Consider the following 19,831-nt stretch of genomic DNA (forward strand, 5'->3'; position numbering starts at 1 on the left):
GCTCACCCCGCGGCGGCCCGCACCGCCTGGACGAGCAGATTCCGCAGCCGCGTGGTCCGCTCCGGGGCGGTCCGTGCCGACACCGCCTCGGCCAGTGCCGACTCCACGCCCTGCACGACGGACAGGTGCCGTTCCGCCCGCCCGAACGCCGTGAGGACCCACTCCCGCGTCAGCTCCTCCGCGCTGTCGCCCGGCAGCACCGCCACCACCGCGGGCCACCGGGACGAGGCCGCCTGGTGGGCGGTCACGGCCCACCCGTGGCGGACAATCTCCGGCACGCGGTCCGGCGGCACGGTCACCTGCCGCCCCTGCAGGTCGAGGTGCAGTCCCTCCTCGTCGCCACCGCTCACCGTGCCCTCCTCGAAGCGGCCGGCAACGGGGGAGTGGACGACACGGTCCCCGGCGTCGAACCCTCCGAACCGCCCGGGACCAGGGTTGAGCCGGTCCTTGAGCGCTTCGTTCAGTGCCCGGGTCCCCGCAGCACCTCCGTGCCCGACCGTGACCGCACGGGTGTCCTCGGCGGGGATGCCGAGAGCCCGCGGGACGGAGTCGCAGACCAGCTGGACCGTGCGGTGCACGGCCTCCCCGGTGTCCCGCACCGGAACGATGACCAGTTCCCGTTCCGGTGAGTCCACCTGCGGCAACTCGCCCGCCCCGATCGAGGACACGAGGGTGCCCAGCGGCCCCGGGTCGGGGGTGCGGGAGACGACGACCGGGCAGCAGCGGCTCGAGCGCACGTCCCGGAGCACGTTCCCCGCTCCGGCCGGGCCGAGCCGGTGGGGGTCCCCGCTGAGCACCAGCCGTGCCCCGTCGGGCAGCGACTCGACCAGTGCCGCCGCCTCCTCCGTCGCCAGACGGTCGGCGTCGCAGACCACCAGAAGGTCCACCTCCCAGACACCGTGCGTGTCCCGCGGCGGTCCCTCGCGCCCGGCGAGGAGCCCCGCGAGGGTGACGAGCCGCCCTTCCGGCCCCTCTGCTTCCGGAATCAGCCGGGCCAGACGCCGCAGGCTGTTCCCGCCGTGCGCCACGAGGCAGCAGCGCAGCCCGAGGCGTTCCGCCGTCGGCAGGAGCGCCGCGGGTTCCGCACGCGCCGCCTCGCCTCCGGTGTGTGCGGCGAGCCCGTGCCCCGCGACGGCCCGCAGGAGTTCGGGAGCGGTCGGTGTCGCGGCCACTCCCGCGGCCTCCGCCGCCCGGATCCAATCCTCCTCCGGCAGCGGAGCGACCGTGCCGGACAGCCGGGCGAGTCCGTCCGCGAGGCTCTCCTCGGCCAGCGCGTGATGCTCCAGGCCGATCAGCAGCCGGACCGGACGCTCCTCTGCCGCCTCCGGCGGGTCGGCCGGCTCCGGGTCCGCAGGCTCGGCCCGCGCGGTCGCGGACAGACCGTCCAGCGCCTCTTCGAAAGCCAGCACCGCCGCGTCGTCGAGGGCCTCGCGCACCGCTGCTTCCGGCTCCGGCACACCCTGCTGAGCCAGCCCACGTTCCAGCGACACCGGCGGCAGCGCCGTGTGACCACGCAGCGCGGCCCGCTCGAGCAGGTGGAGCACGAGAGCACGCGACCGCCGTCCGTCGCCCGGCCCGCTCTGGGGGCCCAGCAACGCGCGGGCGAAGGCGTCCGCCTGTCCGGCGCGGACCCCTGGTACCGCGAGGAGCTGCCACGGATCACCCCTGAGCACCCGGTCCGCCTCGCTTCCGAGGGTCGCCACGACCCGCGCCGCGAGCGCCGGAGGAGCGTCGCCCTCCTCCAGTACGGCACGCACGGCGTCGGGCACCGCCATCGGCTCCCGGCGTGACGGCTCCGCCTCCTCCCGCGCGGCCGGCTGCCCGGCGGGCTGTGGCCGCGGGGCAGCCGGAGGCCGCCGCCGTTCGGTGAAGAAGGAGTCGGCGGAGCGCTCGCCGCTCTCCACCGCTCGTACGGCCGCGAGGAGTTCTGCGGCCTTCCCGTCGCGCGGGGCCGCTCCGGTCGGGGTCGTGCCGGAGGGGTCCTGGCTGGTCACAGCTCGCTCCAGTCCTGGTCGGGGTAGCGGTGCACCGGCGCGGACACCTCGTCCAGCGCTCGGCGGATCTCCTGGGGAAGACTAAGTCCCTCCACCGACAGCGCCTCGGTGAGCTGCTCCGCCGTCCGTGCTCCGACGACCGGCGCCGCCACTCCCGGCCGGTCCCGCACCCGGGCGAGCGCCACCTGCAGGGGCGTCACCGCCAGGCCGTCGGCCGCGGTGACGACCGCGTCGACGACCCCGCTCTAGCTGGGCGTCCCCTGGCTAGGTCCTGATGGGCGTTGAGCGTACCCACGGCACAGGCTAGAGTCCCCGGGACACATGAGTTACTGACCAGTAAGGGGGCCGGTATGCGGCTCGGCATCAACCTCGGCTATTGGGGCGCCGGGATGGACGCGGACAACCTCGCGGTGGCCCAGGAGGCGGACCGCCTCGGCTACTCCGTCTGCTGGGCGGCCGAGGCCTACGGCTCGGACGCCCCCACCGTCCTGTCGTGGGTGGCAGCCCAGACCGAGCGCATCGACGTGGGATCCGGCATCTTCCAGATCCCGGCGCGCACCCCCGCGATGACCGCGATGACCGCGGCCACCCTGGACACCCTCTCGGGCGGCCGGTTCCGGCTCGGCCTCGGAGTCTCCGGCCCCCAGGTGTCGGAGGGCTGGTACGGCGTCAAGTTCGACAAGCCCCTCGCCCGCACCCGCGAGTACGTCGAGATCGTCCGCAAGGCCATGTCCCGCGAACGGCTCAGCCACTCCGGCGCACACTGGACGCTCCCGCTGCCCGACGGGCCGGGCAAGCCGATCAAGCTGACCGTGCACCCGGTGCGCGAGCGCATCCCGCTGTACATCGCCGCGATCGGGCCCAAGAACCTCGAGCAGACCGGGGAGATCGCCGAGGGCGCGCTGCTGGTGTTCTTCTCCCCGGAGCACGCCGAGGAGACCGCGCTCGCCCCGCTGCGCGCCGGACGGGAGAAGGCGGGCAAGGACCTCGACGGCTTCGACCTCTGTCCGACCGTCCCCATGGCCGTCGGTGAGGACATCGACGCGCTGGCCGACCTCTTCCGCCCCTACACCGCGCTCTACGTGGGCGGTATGGGCAGCCGCAAGCAGAACTTCTACAACCGCCTCGCCCAGCGCATGGGGTTCGAGAAGGAGGCCGCCGAGATCCAGGAGAAGTACCTGGCCGGCGACAAGGAGGGTGCCGCCGCCGCCGTTCCGCGGAAGTTGATCGAGTCGACGACCCTGCTCGGCCCGGTGGACCGCATTGCCGACCGGATGCGGGCCTACGCGGAGGCGGGGGTCGGGACGCTCTCACTGGCCCCCTCGGGCTTCACGCTCGACGAGCGGATCGCCGGCCTCCGCACCGGCGTGGAGGCCATGGAACGCGCCGGGCTGGCCTGAGGCCCCGTGCGCACATCACGGCCGTGGTGGGGGCTCGGGGTCCTCCCCGCCACGGCCGTCGCCGTGCTGAACGCGCGGCGTCCGCGGAGGTTACGGTCCGGGCGCTGCGGATTGCACCGGTCCGGTGACCGCGCTCCGCGCACGCTCTACGCTGGCAGCCATGCCCACGCTGATCCTTCTGCGGCACGGCCGGTCGACCGCCAACACCGCCGGGCTGCTCGCCGGACGTACCCCGGGCGTCGGCCTGGACGACCTGGGCCGCGAACAGGCCGCGGGCCTGCCCCCGCGTCTCGCCCCCCTCGCGCCCGTGGCCGCGGTGACGAGTCCCCTGCAGCGCTGCTCGGAGACCCTGGCCCCGCTGACCGCCGCCCGCCCCGACCTCCCCGTGCACACCGAGGAACGCCTGAACGAGTGCGACTACGGCGAGTGGACGGGCCGCACGCTCGCGGACCTCACCGACGAGCCGCTGATGGCCACCGTGCAGCAGCACCCTTCGGGCGCCTCCTTCCCCGGCGGCGAGTCCCTGCGCGCGATGCAGAACCGTGCGGTGGACGCGGTGCGGGACTGGAACGCCCGGATCACGGCCGAGTACGGTGCCGACGCCTGCTACCTGATGTGCTCGCACGGCGACGTCCTCAAGTCACTCGTGGCCGAGGCCCTCGGCCTGCACCTCGACCTCTTCCAGCGCCTCTCGATGAGCCCCTGCTCCGTGACCGTGATCCGCTGGACGCCGCAACGTCCGTTCCTGCTGCGCCTCGGGGACACCGGCGAACTGTCCTCCCTGGCACCGGCACCCCGGGAGGAGGAACCCGAGCGGGCGGCCGGCGCCGGGGACGCCACGGTCGGGGGAGGCCGGTAGCCGGCGAACTCCCCGCCCTGAGGCAGGGTGATCGCCCGGCGCAGTAGGGTGCCAGTGTCCGAAGCTGTCGACCCCAACGGAGCAGGACGTGTCCCGTCAGGTGTTCCTCTACGACCCGCCGGACCGGTTCGTGGCCGGCACGGTCGGGCTGCCGGGCCGCAGAAGCTTCTATCTGCAGGCTTCCTCCGGCGGCCGCACCACCAGCGTCGCCCTGGAGAAAGCACAGGTGGAGGCGCTGGCGGAGCGGATCGACGAGCTGCTGGACGAGGTGGTGCGCCGCTCCGGCGGCAATGCCCCGGTGCCCGCGGTCGCCCCCACGGAGGTCGACGACACCGGCCCGCTGCAGTCGCCGGTGGACGAGGAGTTCCACGTCGGCACGATGGCTCTGGCCTGGGACGGCGAGGAAGAGCGCATGGTGGTCGAGGCGCAGGCCGTCGTCGAACTCGACGCCGAGTCGGAGGAGGACCTCGCCGAGGCCGAGGAGCGCCTGCTGCAGGACGACGAGAACGGCCCGCCCATGCTGCGGGTGCGCATCAGCGGCGCCATGGCCCGTGCCTTCGCCAAGCGGGCGCTCGAGGTGGTGAACGCCGGACGGCCGCCGTGCCCGCTGTGCAGCCTGCCCCTCGACCCGGAAGGACACGTATGCCCGCGCCAGAACGGGTACCGCCGCGACGAGTGAGCGGCACCGCCGTCGGGGACCTGCGGACCGTCCTCGCGCAGGGGGCGCTGACCGTCCGCGGCCGGATCCGGGACGCTTCGAACGCCGTTCTGTTCGGGGCCGTGGAGCACGACGGAGTGTCGCTGTCCTGCGTCTACAAGCCCGTGGCGGGCGAGAGCCCGCTGTGGGACTTCCCGCACGGCACCCTTGCCGCCCGTGAGGTCGCGGCCTACGAGGTGTCCGAGGCCACCGGGTGGGGGCTCGTCCCGGCCACGGTGCTGCGGGACGGCCCCTACGGCGAGGGCATGTGCCAGGAATGGGTGGGCGCTCCGCCCGACGAGGCGACGGGGCCCGCCGCGGACCCGGATGCCCCGGAGCCCGGCCGCGAACCGGACCCGGCGCCGGAGGAGGAGCCGGAACAGGCCGGCCTGTTCGCCCTCGTCGAGGGAGAGAGTCCGGGCGCGGGGTGGCGGACCGTCGGCCACGCGGAGACCGCCGACGGCCGACCCGCCCTCTTCGTCCACGCCGACGACCCGCGACTGCGCCGCCTCGCCGTGCTCGACGCGGTCATCAACAACGCCGACCGCAAGGGCGGTCACCTGCTCACCACCCGGGACGGCGGCCTGCGGGCCATCGACCACGGCGTGACCTTCCACGCGGACGACAAGCTCCGCACCCTGCTCTGGGGCTGGGCGGACGAGCCGCTCACCGGTGAGGCCCTGGCGGTCCTCGAGGATCTGCGCGGGGCGCTCACCGGTGCCGCGCCGCTGGCCGCCCGTCTCGACGGACTGATCACCGCGGCCGAACTCGACGCCCTGCGCGCACGTGTCGGCCACCTTCTGGCCTCCGGCAGGCACCCGGCACCGGGGGGCGGGTGGCCGGCCATCCCCTGGCCGCCGCTCTGAGCGGGCCCTCGCGAGAACGCTCCGGCGAAGCGTGTCAAGAGGTTTGCAGGCCGCTCCCACATCCCGTTGGTGACCGCAACGACCGTCCGGTTAGGCTCGACGCATGCATGCCTGGCCAGCCTCCCAAGTCCCCGTCCTGCCCGGTCAGGGCCGTGACCTGCGGATCCACAACACCGCCACCGGCGGACGCGTGACCCTCACCCCGGGTCCCGTCGCCCGTCTCTACGTCTGTGGCATCACTCCCTACGACGCCACGCACCTCGGACACGCGGCGACGTACCACGCATTCGACCTCGTGCAGCGCGTGTGGCTCGATTCCGGGCGGCAGGTCCACTACGTCCAGAACGTCACCGACGTGGACGATCCGCTGCTGGAACGCGCCGCCGAGACCGGCGAGGCATGGGAGGACCTGGCGGAGCGGGAGACCGCCCTCTTCCGCGAGGACATGACCGCGCTGCGGATGCTGCCCCCGCAGCACTTCGTGGGGGCCGTGGAGGCCATCCCGGCACTCGTGCCCCTCGTCGAGCGCCTCCGCGACGCCGGAGCCGCGTACGAACTCGAGGGGGACATCTACTTCTCCGTCGAGGCCGACCCCCACTTCGGCGAGGTGTCCGGGCTGGACACCGAGACCATGCGCCTCCTCTCGGCCGAACGCGGCGGCGACCCCGACCGCCCGGGGAAGAAGAGCCCTCTCGACCCGATGCTCTGGCGGGCCGAGCGCGAGGGCGAGCCGAGCTGGGACGGCCGCTCGCTGGGGCCGGGCCGGCCCGGCTGGCACATCGAGTGCGTCGCCATCGCCCTGGAGCACCTCGGCATGGGCTTCGACGTCCAAGGAGGCGGCTCCGACCTGGCATTCCCGCACCACGAGATGGGGGCCTCCCACGCGCAGGCCCTCACCGGGGAGCACCCCTTCGCGCGCGCCTACGTGCACGCGGGCATGGTCGCCCTGGACGGCGAGAAGATGTCGAAGTCCAAGGGGAACCTCGTCTTCGTCTCCGCGCTGCGCCGGCGGGGCGTCGACCCGGCCGCCATCCGGCTCACGCTGCTCGCCCACCACTACCGCTCCGACTGGGAGTACACCCCGGACGTCCTGGAGACCGCCGTGACCCGGCTGGAGCGCTGGCGCGACGCCGTGTCCCGTCCGGACGGGCCGGACGCGCGGCAGCTGCTCGAGCAGGTCCGCGAGGCACTGGCCGACGACCTCGACACGCCGTCCGCGCTCGTCGCGGTCGACCGCTGGGTCGCACGGCAGCAGGAGGAGGGCGGCGCGGACGCGAGCGCTCCCGGACTCGTCTCCCGGGCTGTCGACGCCCTGCTCGGCGTCGCCCTGTAGGCCCCGGCCGCAGCGGAGCGGCTCAGCCCCCGCCCGCGTCGGGCCCGTCCTCCGAGGACGGGCCCGACGAGCGGGGCGGACGCCGCCGCAGGTAGCGCTCGAACTCCTTCGCGATCGCCTCGCCCGAGGCCTCGGGGAGCTCCGCGGTGTCGCGCGCCTCCTCCAGCGACTGCACGTACTCCGCGACGTCCCCGTCCTCGGCCGCCAGCTGATCCACGCCCAGCTGCCAGGCGCGGGCGTCCTCGGGCAGCTCACCCAGCGGGACGCGCATCTCCAGCAGGTCCTCGAGCCGGTTCAGCAACGCGAGTGTCGCCTTCGGGTTCGGCGGCTGGGACACGTAGTGCGGCACGGAGGCCCACAGGCTGACGGCCGGCACACCGGCGTGCGTGCACGCTTCCTGGAGGATGCCCACGATGCCCGTCGGGCCCTCGTACTTCGACTCCTCCAGATGCATCGTGCGCGCGAGGTCCGGGTCGGAGGTCACTCCCGTCACCGGAACCGGCCGGGTGTGAGGAGTGTCCCCGAGCAGTGCCCCCAGCACCACCACCATCTCCACCCCCAGCTCGTGGGCGAAGCCGAGCACCTCGTTGCAGAACGACCGCCACCGCATGCTCGGCTCGATTCCGCGGACCAGCACCAGGTCACGAGCTCTGCCCTTGCCGTCGGAGTCGCCGACCCGGACCACCGAGAGGCGCGTCGTGGGCCAGGTGATCCTGCGGACGCCCTCGTCCATCCACACCTGCGGCCGGTTGACCTGGAAGTCGTAGTAGTCCTCGGCGTCGAGCGCCGCGAACACCTCGCCCTTCCACTCCCTCTCCAGGTGCCCGACCGCGGTGGAGGCGGCGTCGCCGGCGTCGTTCCAGCCCTCGAACGCGGCCACCATGACCGGGTCGACCAGCTCGGGAACGCCCTCGAGCTCGATCACCCAGCGCCTCCTTACCTCCGGTCCGGAGCGCTGCGCACCGGACCGGCTGCCGTACGTGTTGCGTGCCCGGCCAAGCCTACGGCGTGCGCGGCCTCCGCCGTATCCCTCGAGCACTCCGGGTGGTGCACCAGTCGCTGCGGTACACCCGCCAGTCCCCGGGGGTCGCGGCGAAGTCCACGTACAGCGCGACCCCGAACCGCTCGCGCGACGCGTCCTGCCGGTCCAGCCCCAGGCGGACGCCGCGGACCGCGGCCGGAACCGTCTCCGCATCGGGCTCACGGCCCGGAGTGTCGGTGTGGTAGAAGGGCAGCCCCATCAGCACGTCCGTCGTGGCCGGGGCGTGCTCCAGTGCCAGTTCGGTCTGCTGGGCGACATAGCCGCGGTACAGGCTCTCCCAGGGGGTCCAGGTGTCGTAGGACATCACCGCCACCTGGTCCACGCGCGTCGCGACCTCGGCGAAGTAGGAGTGGGACCACCACTTCGTCCGACCGTCCGCACTGACCGCACCCGCCGCCGCGTGGGCGCCCGGCACGGGATCGATCTGGTGCGTGGCGACCGACAGCACCCCGCCCCTCCGGTGCACGGCGGGCGCCAACCGCTCCAGGAGCCGGAGGTAGGAACGGCTGCCGGAACGCAGCGGCTCCAGGTTCAGGTGCACCCCGTCGAACCCGACCCGCAGCATGCGGCGACTGCTGTCCACCACGGCGCTGCGTGCCCGCGGATCGTCGAGCGGCAGCCTGCCCGGGGCCGCCCCGCCGTAGCTCACCAGCTGTCCCAGCCACGCCTGCACCCGGACTCCGGGGAGTTCCCGCTCCACACCCTGCAGCAGCCAGCGGGCCCGCCGGTGGCGCGCCGGGCGGAGCGTGCCGTCGAACTCCAGCGGTCCCGCGTGGACGTACAGGTCGCGGATGCCGGTCCCGGCGACCCGTTGCGCCAGGCGGGCCAGATCGTCCTCGTCCCGGCGGCCGTCGACCCACGCGTGCCCCATCCACAGCGCGTCCCGTCCACGCGTGTGCGTGCCCGCCCCGGGAGAGCCCGCGGCGTACGCGCGCAGCACGACCAGCGTGGCGGCGGGCGGAACCAGAAGCACCGCCGCCAGGGCGCATGCGCACCACTTCAGCGCGCGCCTCCCGGGACGCAATGCCACCGACATCCCGCGCCACGCCATCGCGGCCCCCGCTCCCCGTCGACACCCCGGGTGGACACTGTGGCACACCGGGTCGTCGCGGTGCCTCTCCCCACCGTGCGCTGCGCACCTTCCGCGGAACGTCACCGAGGCGGTCTTGTACGGGCCGCTACCCTGGTCGGGTGCGCCGTTCCGCAACCGGTCGGCGCAAAGCCGACAGCCGTCGCATCCCAGGGAGCTTTTTCCATGGCCTCGCCCAGCACGCCGCCCCACGCCCGCACCAACCGTGCAGACGCTTTCCGGGAGGCGCTCGCCTCCCGGGTGGTCGTCGCCGACGGAGCCATGGGGACCATGCTCCAGGCGCAGGAACCCACCCTCGACGACTTCCAGCAGCTCGAGGGCTGCAACGAGATCCTGAACGTCACCCGGCCCGACATTGTCACCTCCGTCCACCGCGAGTACTTCGCCGCCGGTGTCGACTGCGTGGAGACCAACACCTTCGGCGCCAACTTCGCCGCGCTCGGCGAGTACGACATCGCCCACCGCATCTTCGAGCTCTCCGAGGCCGGTGTGGCACTGGCCCGGCAGGTCGCGGAGGAATTCGAGGACGGCGACGGCCGGATGAGGTGGGTCCTGGGCTCCATGGGGCCCGGCACCAAGCTGCCGACCCTCGGACACGCCCCGTACACCGCGCTCCGTGACGCCTACCAGCAGAACGCCGAAGGCATGATCGCCGGTGGGGCCGACGCCCTGCTGGTGGAGACCACGCAGGACCTGCTCCAGACGAAGGCGGCCGTGCTGGGGGCTCGCAGGGCGCTCGACGCCACCGGCACCTCGCTGCCGCTGATCTGCTCCGTCACTGTCGAGACCACCGGCACGATGCTGCTGGGGTCGGAGATCGGGGCCGCGCTCACCGCCTTGGAACCGCTCGGCATCGACATGATCGGCCTCAACTGCGCCACCGGGCCGGCGGAGATGAGCGAGCACCTGCGGTACCTGGCGCAGCACGCCCGGGTGCCGATCTCGTGCATGCCCAACGCGGGCCTGCCGGTGCTGGGGAGCGACGGCGCCCACTACCCGCTCACCGCTACCGAACTCGCCGACGCACAGGAGTCCTTCGTCAGCGACTACGGCCTCTCCCTGGTGGGCGGGTGCTGCGGCACCACCCCCGAACACCTGCGGCAGCTGGTCGAGCGGGTGCGCGGGCTCACGCCCGCCGAGCGCGAACCGCGTCCCGAGCCCGCGGCCTCGTCCCTGTACCAGGCGGTCCCGTTCCGGCAGGACACCTCCTACCTGGCCATCGGTGAGCGGACCAACGCCAACGGGTCGAAGAAGTTCCGCACGGCGATGATCGAGGGCCGCTGGGACGACTGCGTGGAGATGGCCCGGGACCAGATCCGCGAGGGCGCCCACCTGCTGGACCTGTGCGTCGACTACGTCGGACGCGACGGCGTCGCCGACATGAACGAACTGGCGGGCCGGTTCGCCACCGCCTCCACGCTGCCGGTGGTGCTGGACTCCACCGAACCCGAGGTCCTGCAGGCGGGGCTGGAGAAGCTCGGTGGCCGCGCCGTCCTCAACTCCGTGAACTACGAGGACGGTGACGGCCCCGACTCGCGGTTCGCCCGCATCACCCGCCTCGCGGCGGAACACGGGGCCGCACTCATCGCGCTCACCATCGACGAGGAGGGCCAGGCCCGTACCCCCGAGCACAAGGTGGCGGTGGCCGAGCGCCTCATCGAGGACCTCAGCACCAACTGGGGCATCGCGGAGTCCGACATCCTGGTCGACTGCCTGACCTTCACCATCTGCACGGGGCAGGAGGAGTCCCGCAAGGACGGCGTCGCCACGATCGAGGCGATCCGTGAACTCAAGCGGCGCCACCCGGCGGTGCAGACCACGCTCGGCCTGTCCAACATCTCCTTCGGCCTCAACCCGGCGGCCCGGCAGGTGCTCAACTCCGTCTTCCTCGACGAGTGCGTCAAGGCGGGGCTGGATTCCGCCATCGTGCACGCCTCCAAGATCCTGCCGATCGCCCGTCTGGACGAGGAGCACGTGCAGACGGCACTGGACCTGATCTACGACCGTCGCAGCGAGGGCTACGACCCGCTGTCGAAGCTGCTGGAACTCTTCCAGGGAGTGGACAGCAAGTCCCTCAAGGCGGGCCGGGCCGAGGAACTGGCCGCCCTGCCGCTGGAGGAGCGCCTGCAGCGCCGGATCATCGACGGGGAGCGCAACGGCCTGGAGGCCGACCTGGACGCCGCGTTGGAGGAGCGTCCGGCGCTCGAGATCGTCAACGACACGCTCCTCGCAGGCATGAAGGTGGTCGGAGAGCTGTTCGGCTCCGGCCAGATGCAGCTTCCGTTCGTGCTGCAGTCCGCCGAGGTGATGAAGACCGCGGTGGCCCACCTCGAGCCGCACATGGAGAAGTCCGACGATGAGGGCAAGGGCACCATCGTGCTCGCCACCGTCCGCGGGGACGTGCACGACATCGGCAAGAACCTCGTCGACATCATCCTCGCCAACAACGGCTACAACGTGGTCAACCTGGGCATCAAGCAGCCTGTCTCCGCGATCCTGGACGCCGCGCAGGAGCACAAGGCCGACGTCGTCGGCATGTCCGGCCTGCTGGTGAAGTCGACCGTCATCATGAAGGAGAACCTGGAGGAGCTGAACCAGCGCAAGCTGGCGGCGGAGTATCCGGTCATCCTCGGCGGGGCGGCACTCACCCGCGCGTACGTCGAGCAGGATCTCCACGAGATCTACGAGGGCGAGGTGCGCTACGCCCGCGATGCCTTCGAGGGGCTGCGCCTGATGGACGCCCTGATGGCGGTGAAGAGGGGCGTTCCGGGTGCGGAGCTGCCGGAGCTGAAGAAGCGCCGCGTGCCCAAGAAGGAAGGGGCGGTGCCGGAGCAGCCGGTGAACGACGGCTCCGTTCGCTCCGACGTCGCCCGCGACAATCCCGTCCCCACTCCGCCGTTCCGGGGCACGAGGGTCGTCAAGGGCATCCCGTTGAAGGACTACGCCTCCTGGCTCGACGAGGGTGCGCTCTTCAAGGGCCAGTGGGGGCTGAAGGAGTCCCGCACGGGCGAGGGTCCCTCGTACGAGGAGCTCCTCGAGACGGAGGGGCGGCCGCGGCTGCGCGGCTGGCTGGACCGCCTGCAGCGCGACAATGTGCTGGAGGCCGCCGTCGTCTACGGATACTTCCCCTGCGTCTCCAAGGGGGACGACCTGATCCTGCTCGATGACTCGGGCGAGGAGCGCACCCGTTTCACCTTCCCCCGTCAGCGGCGCGGCCGCCGGCTCTGCCTGGCGGACTTCTTCCGCTCCGAGGACAGCGGCGAGACCGACGTGGTGGGTCTCCAGGTGGTCACCGTGGGGTCCAGGATCGGCGAGGAGACCGCCGAACTCTTCGCTTCCGACTCCTACCGCGACTACCTGGAGCTGCACGGTCTGTCCGTGCAGCTCGCCGAGGCGCTGGCGGAGTACTGGCACGCGCGTCAGCGCGCCGAACTGGGCTTCTCCGGGGAGGACCCCGCGGAGGTCGTCGACATGTTCGACCTGAAGTACCGGGGCGCCCGGTTCTCCCTGGGCTACGGCGCCTGCCCGAACCTGGAGGACCGGGCCAAGATCGCCGACCTGCTGAAGCCCGAGCGGATCGGGGTGGAACTCTCCGAGGAGTTCCAGCTCCACCCGGAGCAGTCCACCGATGCGATCGTGCTGCACCACCCGGAGGCGAAGTACTTCAACGCGCGGTAAGGATGGAAGAGAGCAGGCGGGACCGGAACGTCGTACAATGATGGGTCCGGTACAGGCCGGTCGCCCGTTCCCGGTGGAGCGTGCGGCCGGCCTTCTCGTCCCTGGAGAGGAGGGCGACGCGGATGACGAGCTCCATCCCGGCTCCCATGGCCCGATCGGCCGACGGCGCGGCGCTGCAAGCGGTCCTGCTGGACATGGACGGCACGCTCGTGGACACCGAGGGGTTCTGGTGGGATGCGGAGGTGGAGGTCTTCGCGGAGCTCGGCCACCGTCTCGAGGAGACCTGGCGCCACATCGTCGTGGGCGGCCCCATGAAGCGCAGTGCCGGATTCCTCATCGAGGCCACGGGCGCCGACATCACCCTGGGTGAGCTGACGGTCCTGCTCAACGAGAGGTTCGTCGAACGGCTCGACCGCGGGGTGCCGCTGATGCCCGGTGCGCGGCGGCTCCTCACCGAACTGTCCGCCCATCGGATTCCCACGGCTCTGGTCTCGGCGTCGCACCGCACGGTCATCGACCGGATGCTGCGTTCCCTGGGCCCGGAGCACTTCGCCTACACGGTCGCCGGGGACGAACTGGCGCGCACCAAGCCGCACCCCGACCCCTACCTGACGGCGGCATCCCGTCTGGGCGCCGACCCCGCCTGCTGCGCGGTGCTCGAGGACACCGCCACGGGGGTCGCCTCGGCGGAGGCGGCGGGGTGCCACGTGGTGGCGGTTCCGTCCGTCGCCCCCATCCCGCGCGACGGAGGGCGCGTCGTCGTGGGTTCCCTGGAGGAGGTCGACCTCGGGTTCCTCAGCGAACTCGTGGCGCGGGGTGCCCGGGCCTGACACGGACGGCCTCCGCTGCCAGGGCGAAATGCCCTGGAAACCCGGCAAGTTGAAGTCGTGATGTTCATCACCCCGCGCTGTTGCGATGCGCTCTCGCGAGTGTTCCGCACACGCGGGTGCGGCACGCGCCCGCCCTCGGAATATCCGAATTGGCATGACATGTCGACCGGTTCGCGAGGCGTGGCCCTGCGGGGTCGCCCGCCGCCCTGGCGCTGGGTGACCGGGTGATTACCACGGCCCGTCACATGTCGCTGCGGGAAGCAACTAACCTCTGTACACCGGCCATGACATACGTGGCAACAATCCGGGCCGGACGAGGAGACCATCGACGATGAATCGAAAGACCCTGGTGCTGCCTGCCCTGGCAGCGCTGCTCGTACCGATCCTGTCCGGGTGCGGCGGGGTCGAGTCGCAGGACTCCGGCGGCGAAGCCATCGTGGTGGGCACCACGGACCGGTTCTCGGTCGATGAGGACAGTCCCGCGCCGTTCGACCCGGCGGCGGCCTACGACATCGCCTCCTGGAACGTGATGCGCAGCACCTTCCAGACCCTGCTGCGCCCTCCCCGTTCGGGTACGGAACCGGTGCCCGAGGCCGCGGAGAAGTGCGAGTTCACCGACAAGCAGGGCGAGCAGTACCGGTGCACCCTGCGCAGCGACCTCACCTTCTCCAACGGCAACGCGCTGACCGCGGAGGACGTGGAGTTCTCAATCAACCGCATGCTGGACATCGGTGAGAAGCTGGGTCCCGCCTCGCTGCTGAACAACCTGGACAAGGTGGAGACCGCGGGCGAGAACGAGGTCGTCTTCCACCTCAAGAAGCCGGACGCCACCTTCCCGTTCAAGCTGGCCACGCCCGCGGCCGCCATCGTCGACAGCGAGGTCTACCCGAGGAACGGATACCTCGAGGGCACCGAGGTCGTCGGCTCCGGTGCGTACGTCCTGTCGTCCTACGACCAGTCCGCCGCGGTCGGGGTCTTCGAGCGGAACCCGGAGTACCGGGGGACGCTCGAGATCGAGAACGAACGCATCGAGCTGCGCACCTTCGACAGTGCCGAGAACATGGAGAAGGCCCTCCAGAAGGGCTCGGTCGACGTCATGAGCCGGACCCTGACACCGGAGCAGGTGCTCCGGCTGGAGCACTCCGACAGCGGTGTCGACCTCGTGGAGTCCCCGGGGCAGGAGATCCGCTACCTGGTCTTCGACACCGACGCCCCGGTCGCCGGCCAGGACGCCGTACGGCGCGCCATGGCGCAGGTGATAGACCGCAAGAAGCTGGTGCGCGACGTCTACCAGCGCACCACCGACCCGCTGTACTCGATCGTCCCGACCGGCCTGCTCGGCCACCGGAACTCGTTCTTCAACGAGTACGGCGACCCCGATGTCCCGGCCGCCCGGGACATGCTGGAGGAGGCCGGGGTCGACACTCCGGTCCGGATGACCCTGAACTACACCACCGACCACTACGGTGCGGTGACCGAGCGGGAGTTCGAGACCCTGCAGCAGCAGCTCAACTCCACCGGGCTCTTCGAGGTGGACATCGAGGGCACCCCGTGGTCGAAGTTCCGCCCCTCCGCCACCGGTGGGAAGTACGAGGTGTACGGCTTCGGATGGTTCCCCGACTTCCCCGACGCCGACAACTTCATGGCGCCGTTCTTCGCCAAGGACAACTTCCTGCAGACGCCGTACGTCGACGAGGAGATCCGGGACCGCATCATTCCCCAAACACGGCGTGAGACGAACCGGGCTGCCGCGGGACAGTCGTACGGCCGGGCCCAGGACGTCGTCGCCGAGGACGTCCCGGTGCTGCCGCTGTGGCAGGGCAACCAGTACATCGCGGTCCGGGACGGCATCACCGGCGCCGAGTGGGCTCTCAACTCCGCCTCCGTCATGCAGCTCTGGGAGCTGGGACGCGGCGTGGCCGGCTGAGACCGCCGCTCACCGAACGGGCCGGACGCGCGGAAGCGTCCGGCCCGTCGCCGTCACTGGGCGCCCGGGCGAACCAGGCCGCTCTCGTAGGCGTAGACGGCTGCCTGCACCCTGTCCCGCAGGCTGAGCTTGGTCAGCACGTGCCCCACGTGCGTCTTGACGGTCGTCTCGCTCACGAACAGGTCGGCGGCGATCTCGGCGTTCGAGAGGCCGCGGGCCACCAGCTTGAGTACCTCGACCTCGCGCTCGGTCAGAACCTGCAGCGTGTCGGGCAGCGGTTCCTCGCCCGAGGGCAGCCGTCCCGCGTACTTGTCCAACAGGCGTCGGGTGACGGACGGCGCGAGCATCGCCTCGCCCGCCGCCACCACCCGGATGGCCTGCACGAGCTCTGCCGCGGGCGCGTCCTTGAGGAGGAATCCGGAAGCGCCTGCCCGGAGCGCCTCCACGACGTACTCGTCCAGATCGAAGGTGGTCAGCACCAGCACCTTCGCGGGGCCGTCCTTGTCGGGGCCGGTGATCCGACGGGTCGCCTCCACACCGTCCATCCGCGGCATCCGGATGTCCATCAGCACCACGTCCGGCTGGAGCGCCCGCACCTGGTCCAGGGCCTGCTGGCCGTCGCCGGCCTCGCCGACCACCGCGAGGTCGGACTCGGCCTCGAGAATCATGCGGAAGCCGGTGCGCAGCAGTGGCTGGTCGTCGACCAGCAGTACGCGGATGGTCACGTCGTCCCCTTCGACGGTGGCGGGCTCACGGAACTCATTCTGGCGCAGCGGGCCGACCGGCACCGTCCGCGGGTGCCTCATCCCCGGAGGGCTCGCGCGGTTCGGGCAGCCGCGGCTGCACGGTCAGCGGATACGGCGGGGGAGTGCCGCCGTACTCCGGACAGTGCGCCTGGTGGTCGCACCAGCCGCACAACCGGCTCGGCTTCGGCCGCCAGTCCCCGGTCTCGGTCGCCCTGCGGATCGCGTCCCACAGCGCCAGCAGTTTCCGCTCCACCGCGATCAGGTCCGACTCGACCGGATCGTGCGTGACCACGTCCCCGCTGCCCAGGTACACCAGCTGGAGTCGTCGCGGCACAGTGCCCCGCAACCGCCACAGCACGAGGGCGTAGAACTTCATCTGGAACAGCGCCTGACCCGCGTACTCCGGCCGAGGGGCCTTGCCGGTCTTGTAGTCGACGATGCGCACCTCGCCGGTGGGCGCCACGTCCACCCGGTCGATGATCCCCCGCAGCCGCAGCCCCGACTCCAGCCGGGCCTCCACACGCAGTTCCCGTTCGGCGGGTTCCAGCCGCGCCGGGTCCTCCAGCGAGAACCAGCGCTCGACCAGGGACTCGGCCTCCGCCAGCCAGCGGGCCAGTTCCGCGGTGTCGACGGGTGCCGCTGCGTCGCCGCCCTCCTCCGGAGCCTCTCCGGCCCCGGCGAACAGCTCCGCCAGCTCGGGGCGTCGCGCCAGCAGCCGCTCCCACTCCCGACGCACCATCGCCCGCGCCCGCCCGGCGCTGCGCTGCGCCGCGGGCGCCTCGAAAAGCCGCTCCAGGACCGCGTGCACCACGGTTCCCCGGGTTGCCGCGGCCGAGGGCTTCTCCGGCAGTTTGTCGATCACCCGGAAGCGGTACAGCAGCGGGCACTGCAGGAAATCGTTCGCCCTCGACGGCGACAGCGAGTCGGGAGCGGTGACTGCGGCGTCTCTCATGGGTACCGACCCTAGGGCCCGTCACGGACACGAGGGCGCATACCATCGGGTCCGGAAGCTGTCACACTGCAAGAACGAGTGACCGCGGACTTCGCGGGTGCGAGGCAGCGGCAGAGGGGAACCCGTGGCGGACACGGACAACGGCGGCGAGCCGCACGGAGCCGGCTCCGGCGGACCGCAGCGCGGCGACGGCCGCCCCGGCCCGGGGCGGCGGCGCGGCAGCGGCGGCGGCATCCTGATGGGGCGGCTGTTCGGGGTACCGGTGTATGTCGCACCCAGCTGGTTCCTCGTCGCGGCCCTCATCACCTGGGTCTTCGGGGGTCAGCTCGAACGTGTGCTGCCCCATCTCGGAGGCGCCCGCTACCTCATCGCCCTGTTCTTCGCGGTCGCCTTCTACGCCTCCGTGCTCGTCCACGAACTCGCCCACACGGTCGCCGCGCTCCGCTTCGGGCTGCCGGTGCGCCGGATTCAGTTGCAGTTCTTCGGCGGCGTCTCGGAGATCGAGAAGGAATCGGAGACACCCGGCCGCGAGTTCGTGCTGGCCTTCGTGGGCCCCCTGCTGTCCCTCGTGCTCGCCGGGGTGTTCTACGCCGGCATGAGCGCCGTCGAACCGGGCACCGTCCCCGGCGTGCTGCTGGCGGGCCTCATGCTCTCCAACCTCATCGTCGCCGCGTTCAACCTGCTTCCCGGGCTGCCCCTGGACGGCGGCCGCATGCTGCGGGCCGTGGTGTGGAAGCTCAGCGGCAGGGCGATGACGGGCACGGTCGCCGCCGCCTGGACCGGCCGTGCCCTCGCGGTGGTCGTGCTCGTCGGTTTCCCGCTCGCCACCCACGCGGGGGGATTCACCGAGGACGGCTCCGGCGGCGTCGACGCGCTCACCGACGCGCTCCTGGCCGCCATCCTGGCCGCCATCATCTGGACGGGTGCGGGCAACAGCCTCCGCATGGCGCGGTTGCGGGAGCGGCTCCCGGACCTGCGGGCCCGTACCCTCACCCGCCGCGCCGTGCCCGTCGAGCAGGACACGCCCCTCTCGGAGGCCCTGCGGCGGGCCAACGAGGCCGGGGCCCGCGCCCTGGTCGTGGTCGACGGCCACGGCGACCCCGTCGCCGTGGTGCGCGAGACCGCCATCGTCGCCGTGCCCCAGCACCGCAGGCCCTGGGTCTCCGCCGGCTCGCTCGCGCAGGACCTCAAGGACGGCATGCGGATCCCCGCCGAACTCGCGGGAGAGGACCTTTTGGACCACCTGCGGGCCACACCGGCGACCGAGTACCTGGTGGTCGAGGACACCGGCGCGATCTACGGCGTGCTGTCGACCGGCGACGTCGAGCGCGCCTTCGTGACGGCGATGTCGAAACCCGCCGCCTGACACCGGAACGGGCCCGGGGCGCCGCCCCCGTCCGGCGCCCGATAGGCTGGAGCCATGTCCGAACCGACCGGTGCCGCCCGCCGTCGCGGGCCCTTCGAGGTCGGGGACCAGGTCCAGCTCACCGATCCCAAGGGACGCCACTACACGATCACGCTCGAGGCAGGGAAGAGCTTCCACACCCACAAGGGAGCGTTCCCCCACGACGAGCTGATCGGGGCTCCCGAGGGAAGTGTCGTCCGCACCACCGGAAACGTCGCGTACCTCGCGCTGCGCCCCCTGCTCCCCGACTACGTCCTGTCCATGCCGCGCGGAGCCGCCGTCGTCTACCCCAAGGACGCCGGACAGGTACTCGCCATGGCCGACATCTTCCCCGGCGCGCGCGTCGTCGAGGCAGGTGTGGGCTCGGGCTCCCTCAGCACGTTCCTGCTCCGTGCCGTCGGCGACCAGGGCATGCTCCACTCCTACGAGCGCCGGGCCGACTTCGCCGAGATCGCCGAGCGCAACGTCGAGCGCTACTTCGGCAGCCCCCACCCCGCCTGGACGCTCACGGTGGGCGATCTCCAGGACAACCTCTCCGACACCGACGTCGACCGGGTCCTCCTCGACATGCTGGCGCCCTGGGAGTGCCTGGACTCCGTCTCCAAGGCCCTCGTGCCCGGTGGCATCCTCTGTGCCTACGTGGCGACCACGACCCAGCTCGCCCGCACCGTGGAGTCCATCCGCGAGCACGGCACGTTCAACGAGCCGCAGGCCTGGGAGACCATGGTCCGCAACTGGCACGTGGAAGGGCTGGCGGTCCGCCCCGACCACCGCATGATCGGCCACACCGGGTTCCTGCTCACCGCCCGCCGCCTCGCGGACGGGGTGGAGCCGCCCCTGCGCCGCCGCCGGCCGTCGAAGGGCGCGTACGGAGCCGACTACTCCGGCCCCGGTTCCGGGAGCCGCTGACACCCGCCTGGCAGTACCGATCCCGACAGAGGACGTCGTACCCCGATCTCCGGGGGCGGCGTCCTCGGCGTTCCGGCCGGAGCACCACGGACGTGTCGCACCC

General features: G+C 72.0%; 14 protein-coding genes and 2 pseudogenes. 10 read left to right on the top strand and 6 right to left on the bottom strand.

Annotation, left to right across the window (positions count from 1 at the left end):
• Window positions 1-2 precede the first annotated feature (2 nt).
• A complete protein-coding gene (locus ACL06G_RS05930; protein WP_412835530.1) occupies window positions 3-1,994 on the bottom strand; it encodes a helix-hairpin-helix domain-containing protein in 1,992 nt (663 codons plus the stop codon).
• Window positions 1,991-2,233, bottom strand: a pseudogene (locus ACL06G_RS05935) (aldo/keto reductase); the annotation flags it as partial. The pseudogene ACL06G_RS05935 and the gene ACL06G_RS05930, both read right to left, overlap by 4 nt.
• A gap of 111 nt (window positions 2,234-2,344) precedes the next feature.
• Here ACL06G_RS05935 and ACL06G_RS05940 point away from each other — a divergent pair.
• The 5 genes from ACL06G_RS05940 to mshC all read left to right on the top strand — a co-directional run bounded on the left by ACL06G_RS05940 (window position 2,345) and on the right by mshC (window position 7,149).
• Window positions 2,345-3,394 carry an LLM class F420-dependent oxidoreductase gene (locus tag ACL06G_RS05940; protein ID WP_412784174.1) on the top strand — a complete coding sequence of 350 codons (1,050 nt, stop codon included), beginning with the start codon at window positions 2,345-2,347 and terminating at the stop codon, window positions 3,392-3,394.
• A gap of 160 nt (window positions 3,395-3,554) precedes the next feature.
• Complete coding sequence (locus ACL06G_RS05945) at window positions 3,555-4,253, top strand: histidine phosphatase family protein (protein ID WP_412835531.1); 699 nt, start codon at window positions 3,555-3,557, stop codon at window positions 4,251-4,253.
• 88 nt (window positions 4,254-4,341) lie between these two features.
• Complete coding sequence (locus ACL06G_RS05950) at window positions 4,342-4,932, top strand: DUF3090 domain-containing protein (RefSeq protein ID WP_412784176.1); 591 nt, start codon at window positions 4,342-4,344, stop codon at window positions 4,930-4,932.
• Entirely contained in the window at window positions 4,896-5,816 is a 921-nt protein-coding gene (locus tag ACL06G_RS05955) for an SCO1664 family protein (protein WP_412784177.1), read from the top strand. Before ACL06G_RS05950 ends, ACL06G_RS05955 begins: the two co-directional genes overlap by 37 nt.
• Before the next feature lie 103 nt (window positions 5,817-5,919).
• Window positions 5,920-7,149 carry a cysteine--1-D-myo-inosityl 2-amino-2-deoxy-alpha-D-glucopyranoside ligase gene (gene mshC, locus ACL06G_RS05960; protein WP_412784178.1) on the top strand — a complete coding sequence of 410 codons (1,230 nt, stop codon included), beginning with the start codon at window positions 5,920-5,922 and terminating at the stop codon, window positions 7,147-7,149.
• Window positions 7,150-7,213: 64 nt separating this feature from the next.
• Here the strand turns inward: mshC and ACL06G_RS05965 are convergent.
• Window positions 7,214-8,074 (bottom strand): annotated as a pseudogene (locus tag ACL06G_RS05965) (PAC2 family protein); the annotation flags it as partial.
• Between the two features lie 76 nt (window positions 8,075-8,150).
• Complete coding sequence (locus ACL06G_RS05970; protein ID WP_412835532.1) at window positions 8,151-9,242, bottom strand: glycoside hydrolase family 18 protein; 1,092 nt, start codon at window positions 9,240-9,242, stop codon at window positions 8,151-8,153.
• 204 nt (window positions 9,243-9,446) lie between these two features.
• On the opposite strand from ACL06G_RS05970, the gene metH reads away from it, so the two are divergent.
• From metH to ACL06G_RS05985, 3 genes are all read left to right on the top strand, one after another.
• Window positions 9,447-12,959: a methionine synthase gene (metH, locus tag ACL06G_RS05975; RefSeq protein ID WP_412784180.1), complete on the top strand. Its 3,513-nt coding sequence runs from the start codon at window positions 9,447-9,449 to the stop codon at window positions 12,957-12,959.
• A 122-nt stretch (window positions 12,960-13,081) separates the two neighbouring features.
• The gene (locus tag ACL06G_RS05980) at window positions 13,082-13,789 is read left to right on the top strand and encodes an HAD family hydrolase (protein WP_412784182.1); all 708 of its coding nucleotides are present in this window, start codon (window positions 13,082-13,084) and stop codon (window positions 13,787-13,789) included.
• Window positions 13,790-14,120: 331 nt separating this feature from the next.
• Window positions 14,121-15,716, top strand: a complete 1,596-nt coding sequence (locus ACL06G_RS05985; RefSeq protein ID WP_412784183.1) for an ABC transporter substrate-binding protein — start codon at window positions 14,121-14,123, stop codon at window positions 15,714-15,716.
• Window positions 15,717-15,769: 53 nt separating this feature from the next.
• Here the strand turns inward: ACL06G_RS05985 and ACL06G_RS05990 are convergent, their stop codons facing one another.
• Together ACL06G_RS05990 and ACL06G_RS05995 are read right to left on the bottom strand one after the other, a co-directional pair.
• The gene (locus ACL06G_RS05990) at window positions 15,770-16,441 is read right to left on the bottom strand and encodes a response regulator (protein ID WP_412835533.1); all 672 of its coding nucleotides are present in this window, start codon (window positions 16,439-16,441) and stop codon (window positions 15,770-15,772) included.
• Window positions 16,442-16,475: 34 nt separating this feature from the next.
• Window positions 16,476-17,414: a RecB family exonuclease gene (locus ACL06G_RS05995; RefSeq protein WP_412835534.1), complete on the bottom strand. Its 939-nt coding sequence runs from the start codon at window positions 17,412-17,414 to the stop codon at window positions 16,476-16,478.
• 124 nt (window positions 17,415-17,538) lie between these two features.
• Between ACL06G_RS05995 and ACL06G_RS06000 the strand changes: the two genes are divergently transcribed.
• Together ACL06G_RS06000 and ACL06G_RS06005 are read left to right on the top strand one after the other, a co-directional pair.
• A complete protein-coding gene (locus tag ACL06G_RS06000; protein ID WP_412835535.1) occupies window positions 17,539-18,780 on the top strand; it encodes a site-2 protease family protein in 1,242 nt (413 codons plus the stop codon).
• Between the two features lie 54 nt (window positions 18,781-18,834).
• Complete coding sequence (locus ACL06G_RS06005) at window positions 18,835-19,728, top strand: tRNA (adenine-N1)-methyltransferase (RefSeq protein WP_412784187.1); 894 nt, start codon at window positions 18,835-18,837, stop codon at window positions 19,726-19,728.
• Window positions 19,729-19,831: the final 103 nt, after the last annotated feature.

It is taken from the genome of Streptomyces callyspongiae (assembly GCF_047200695.1).
In the GTDB taxonomy this organism is placed as follows: domain Bacteria; phylum Actinomycetota; class Actinomycetes; order Streptomycetales; family Streptomycetaceae; genus Streptomyces.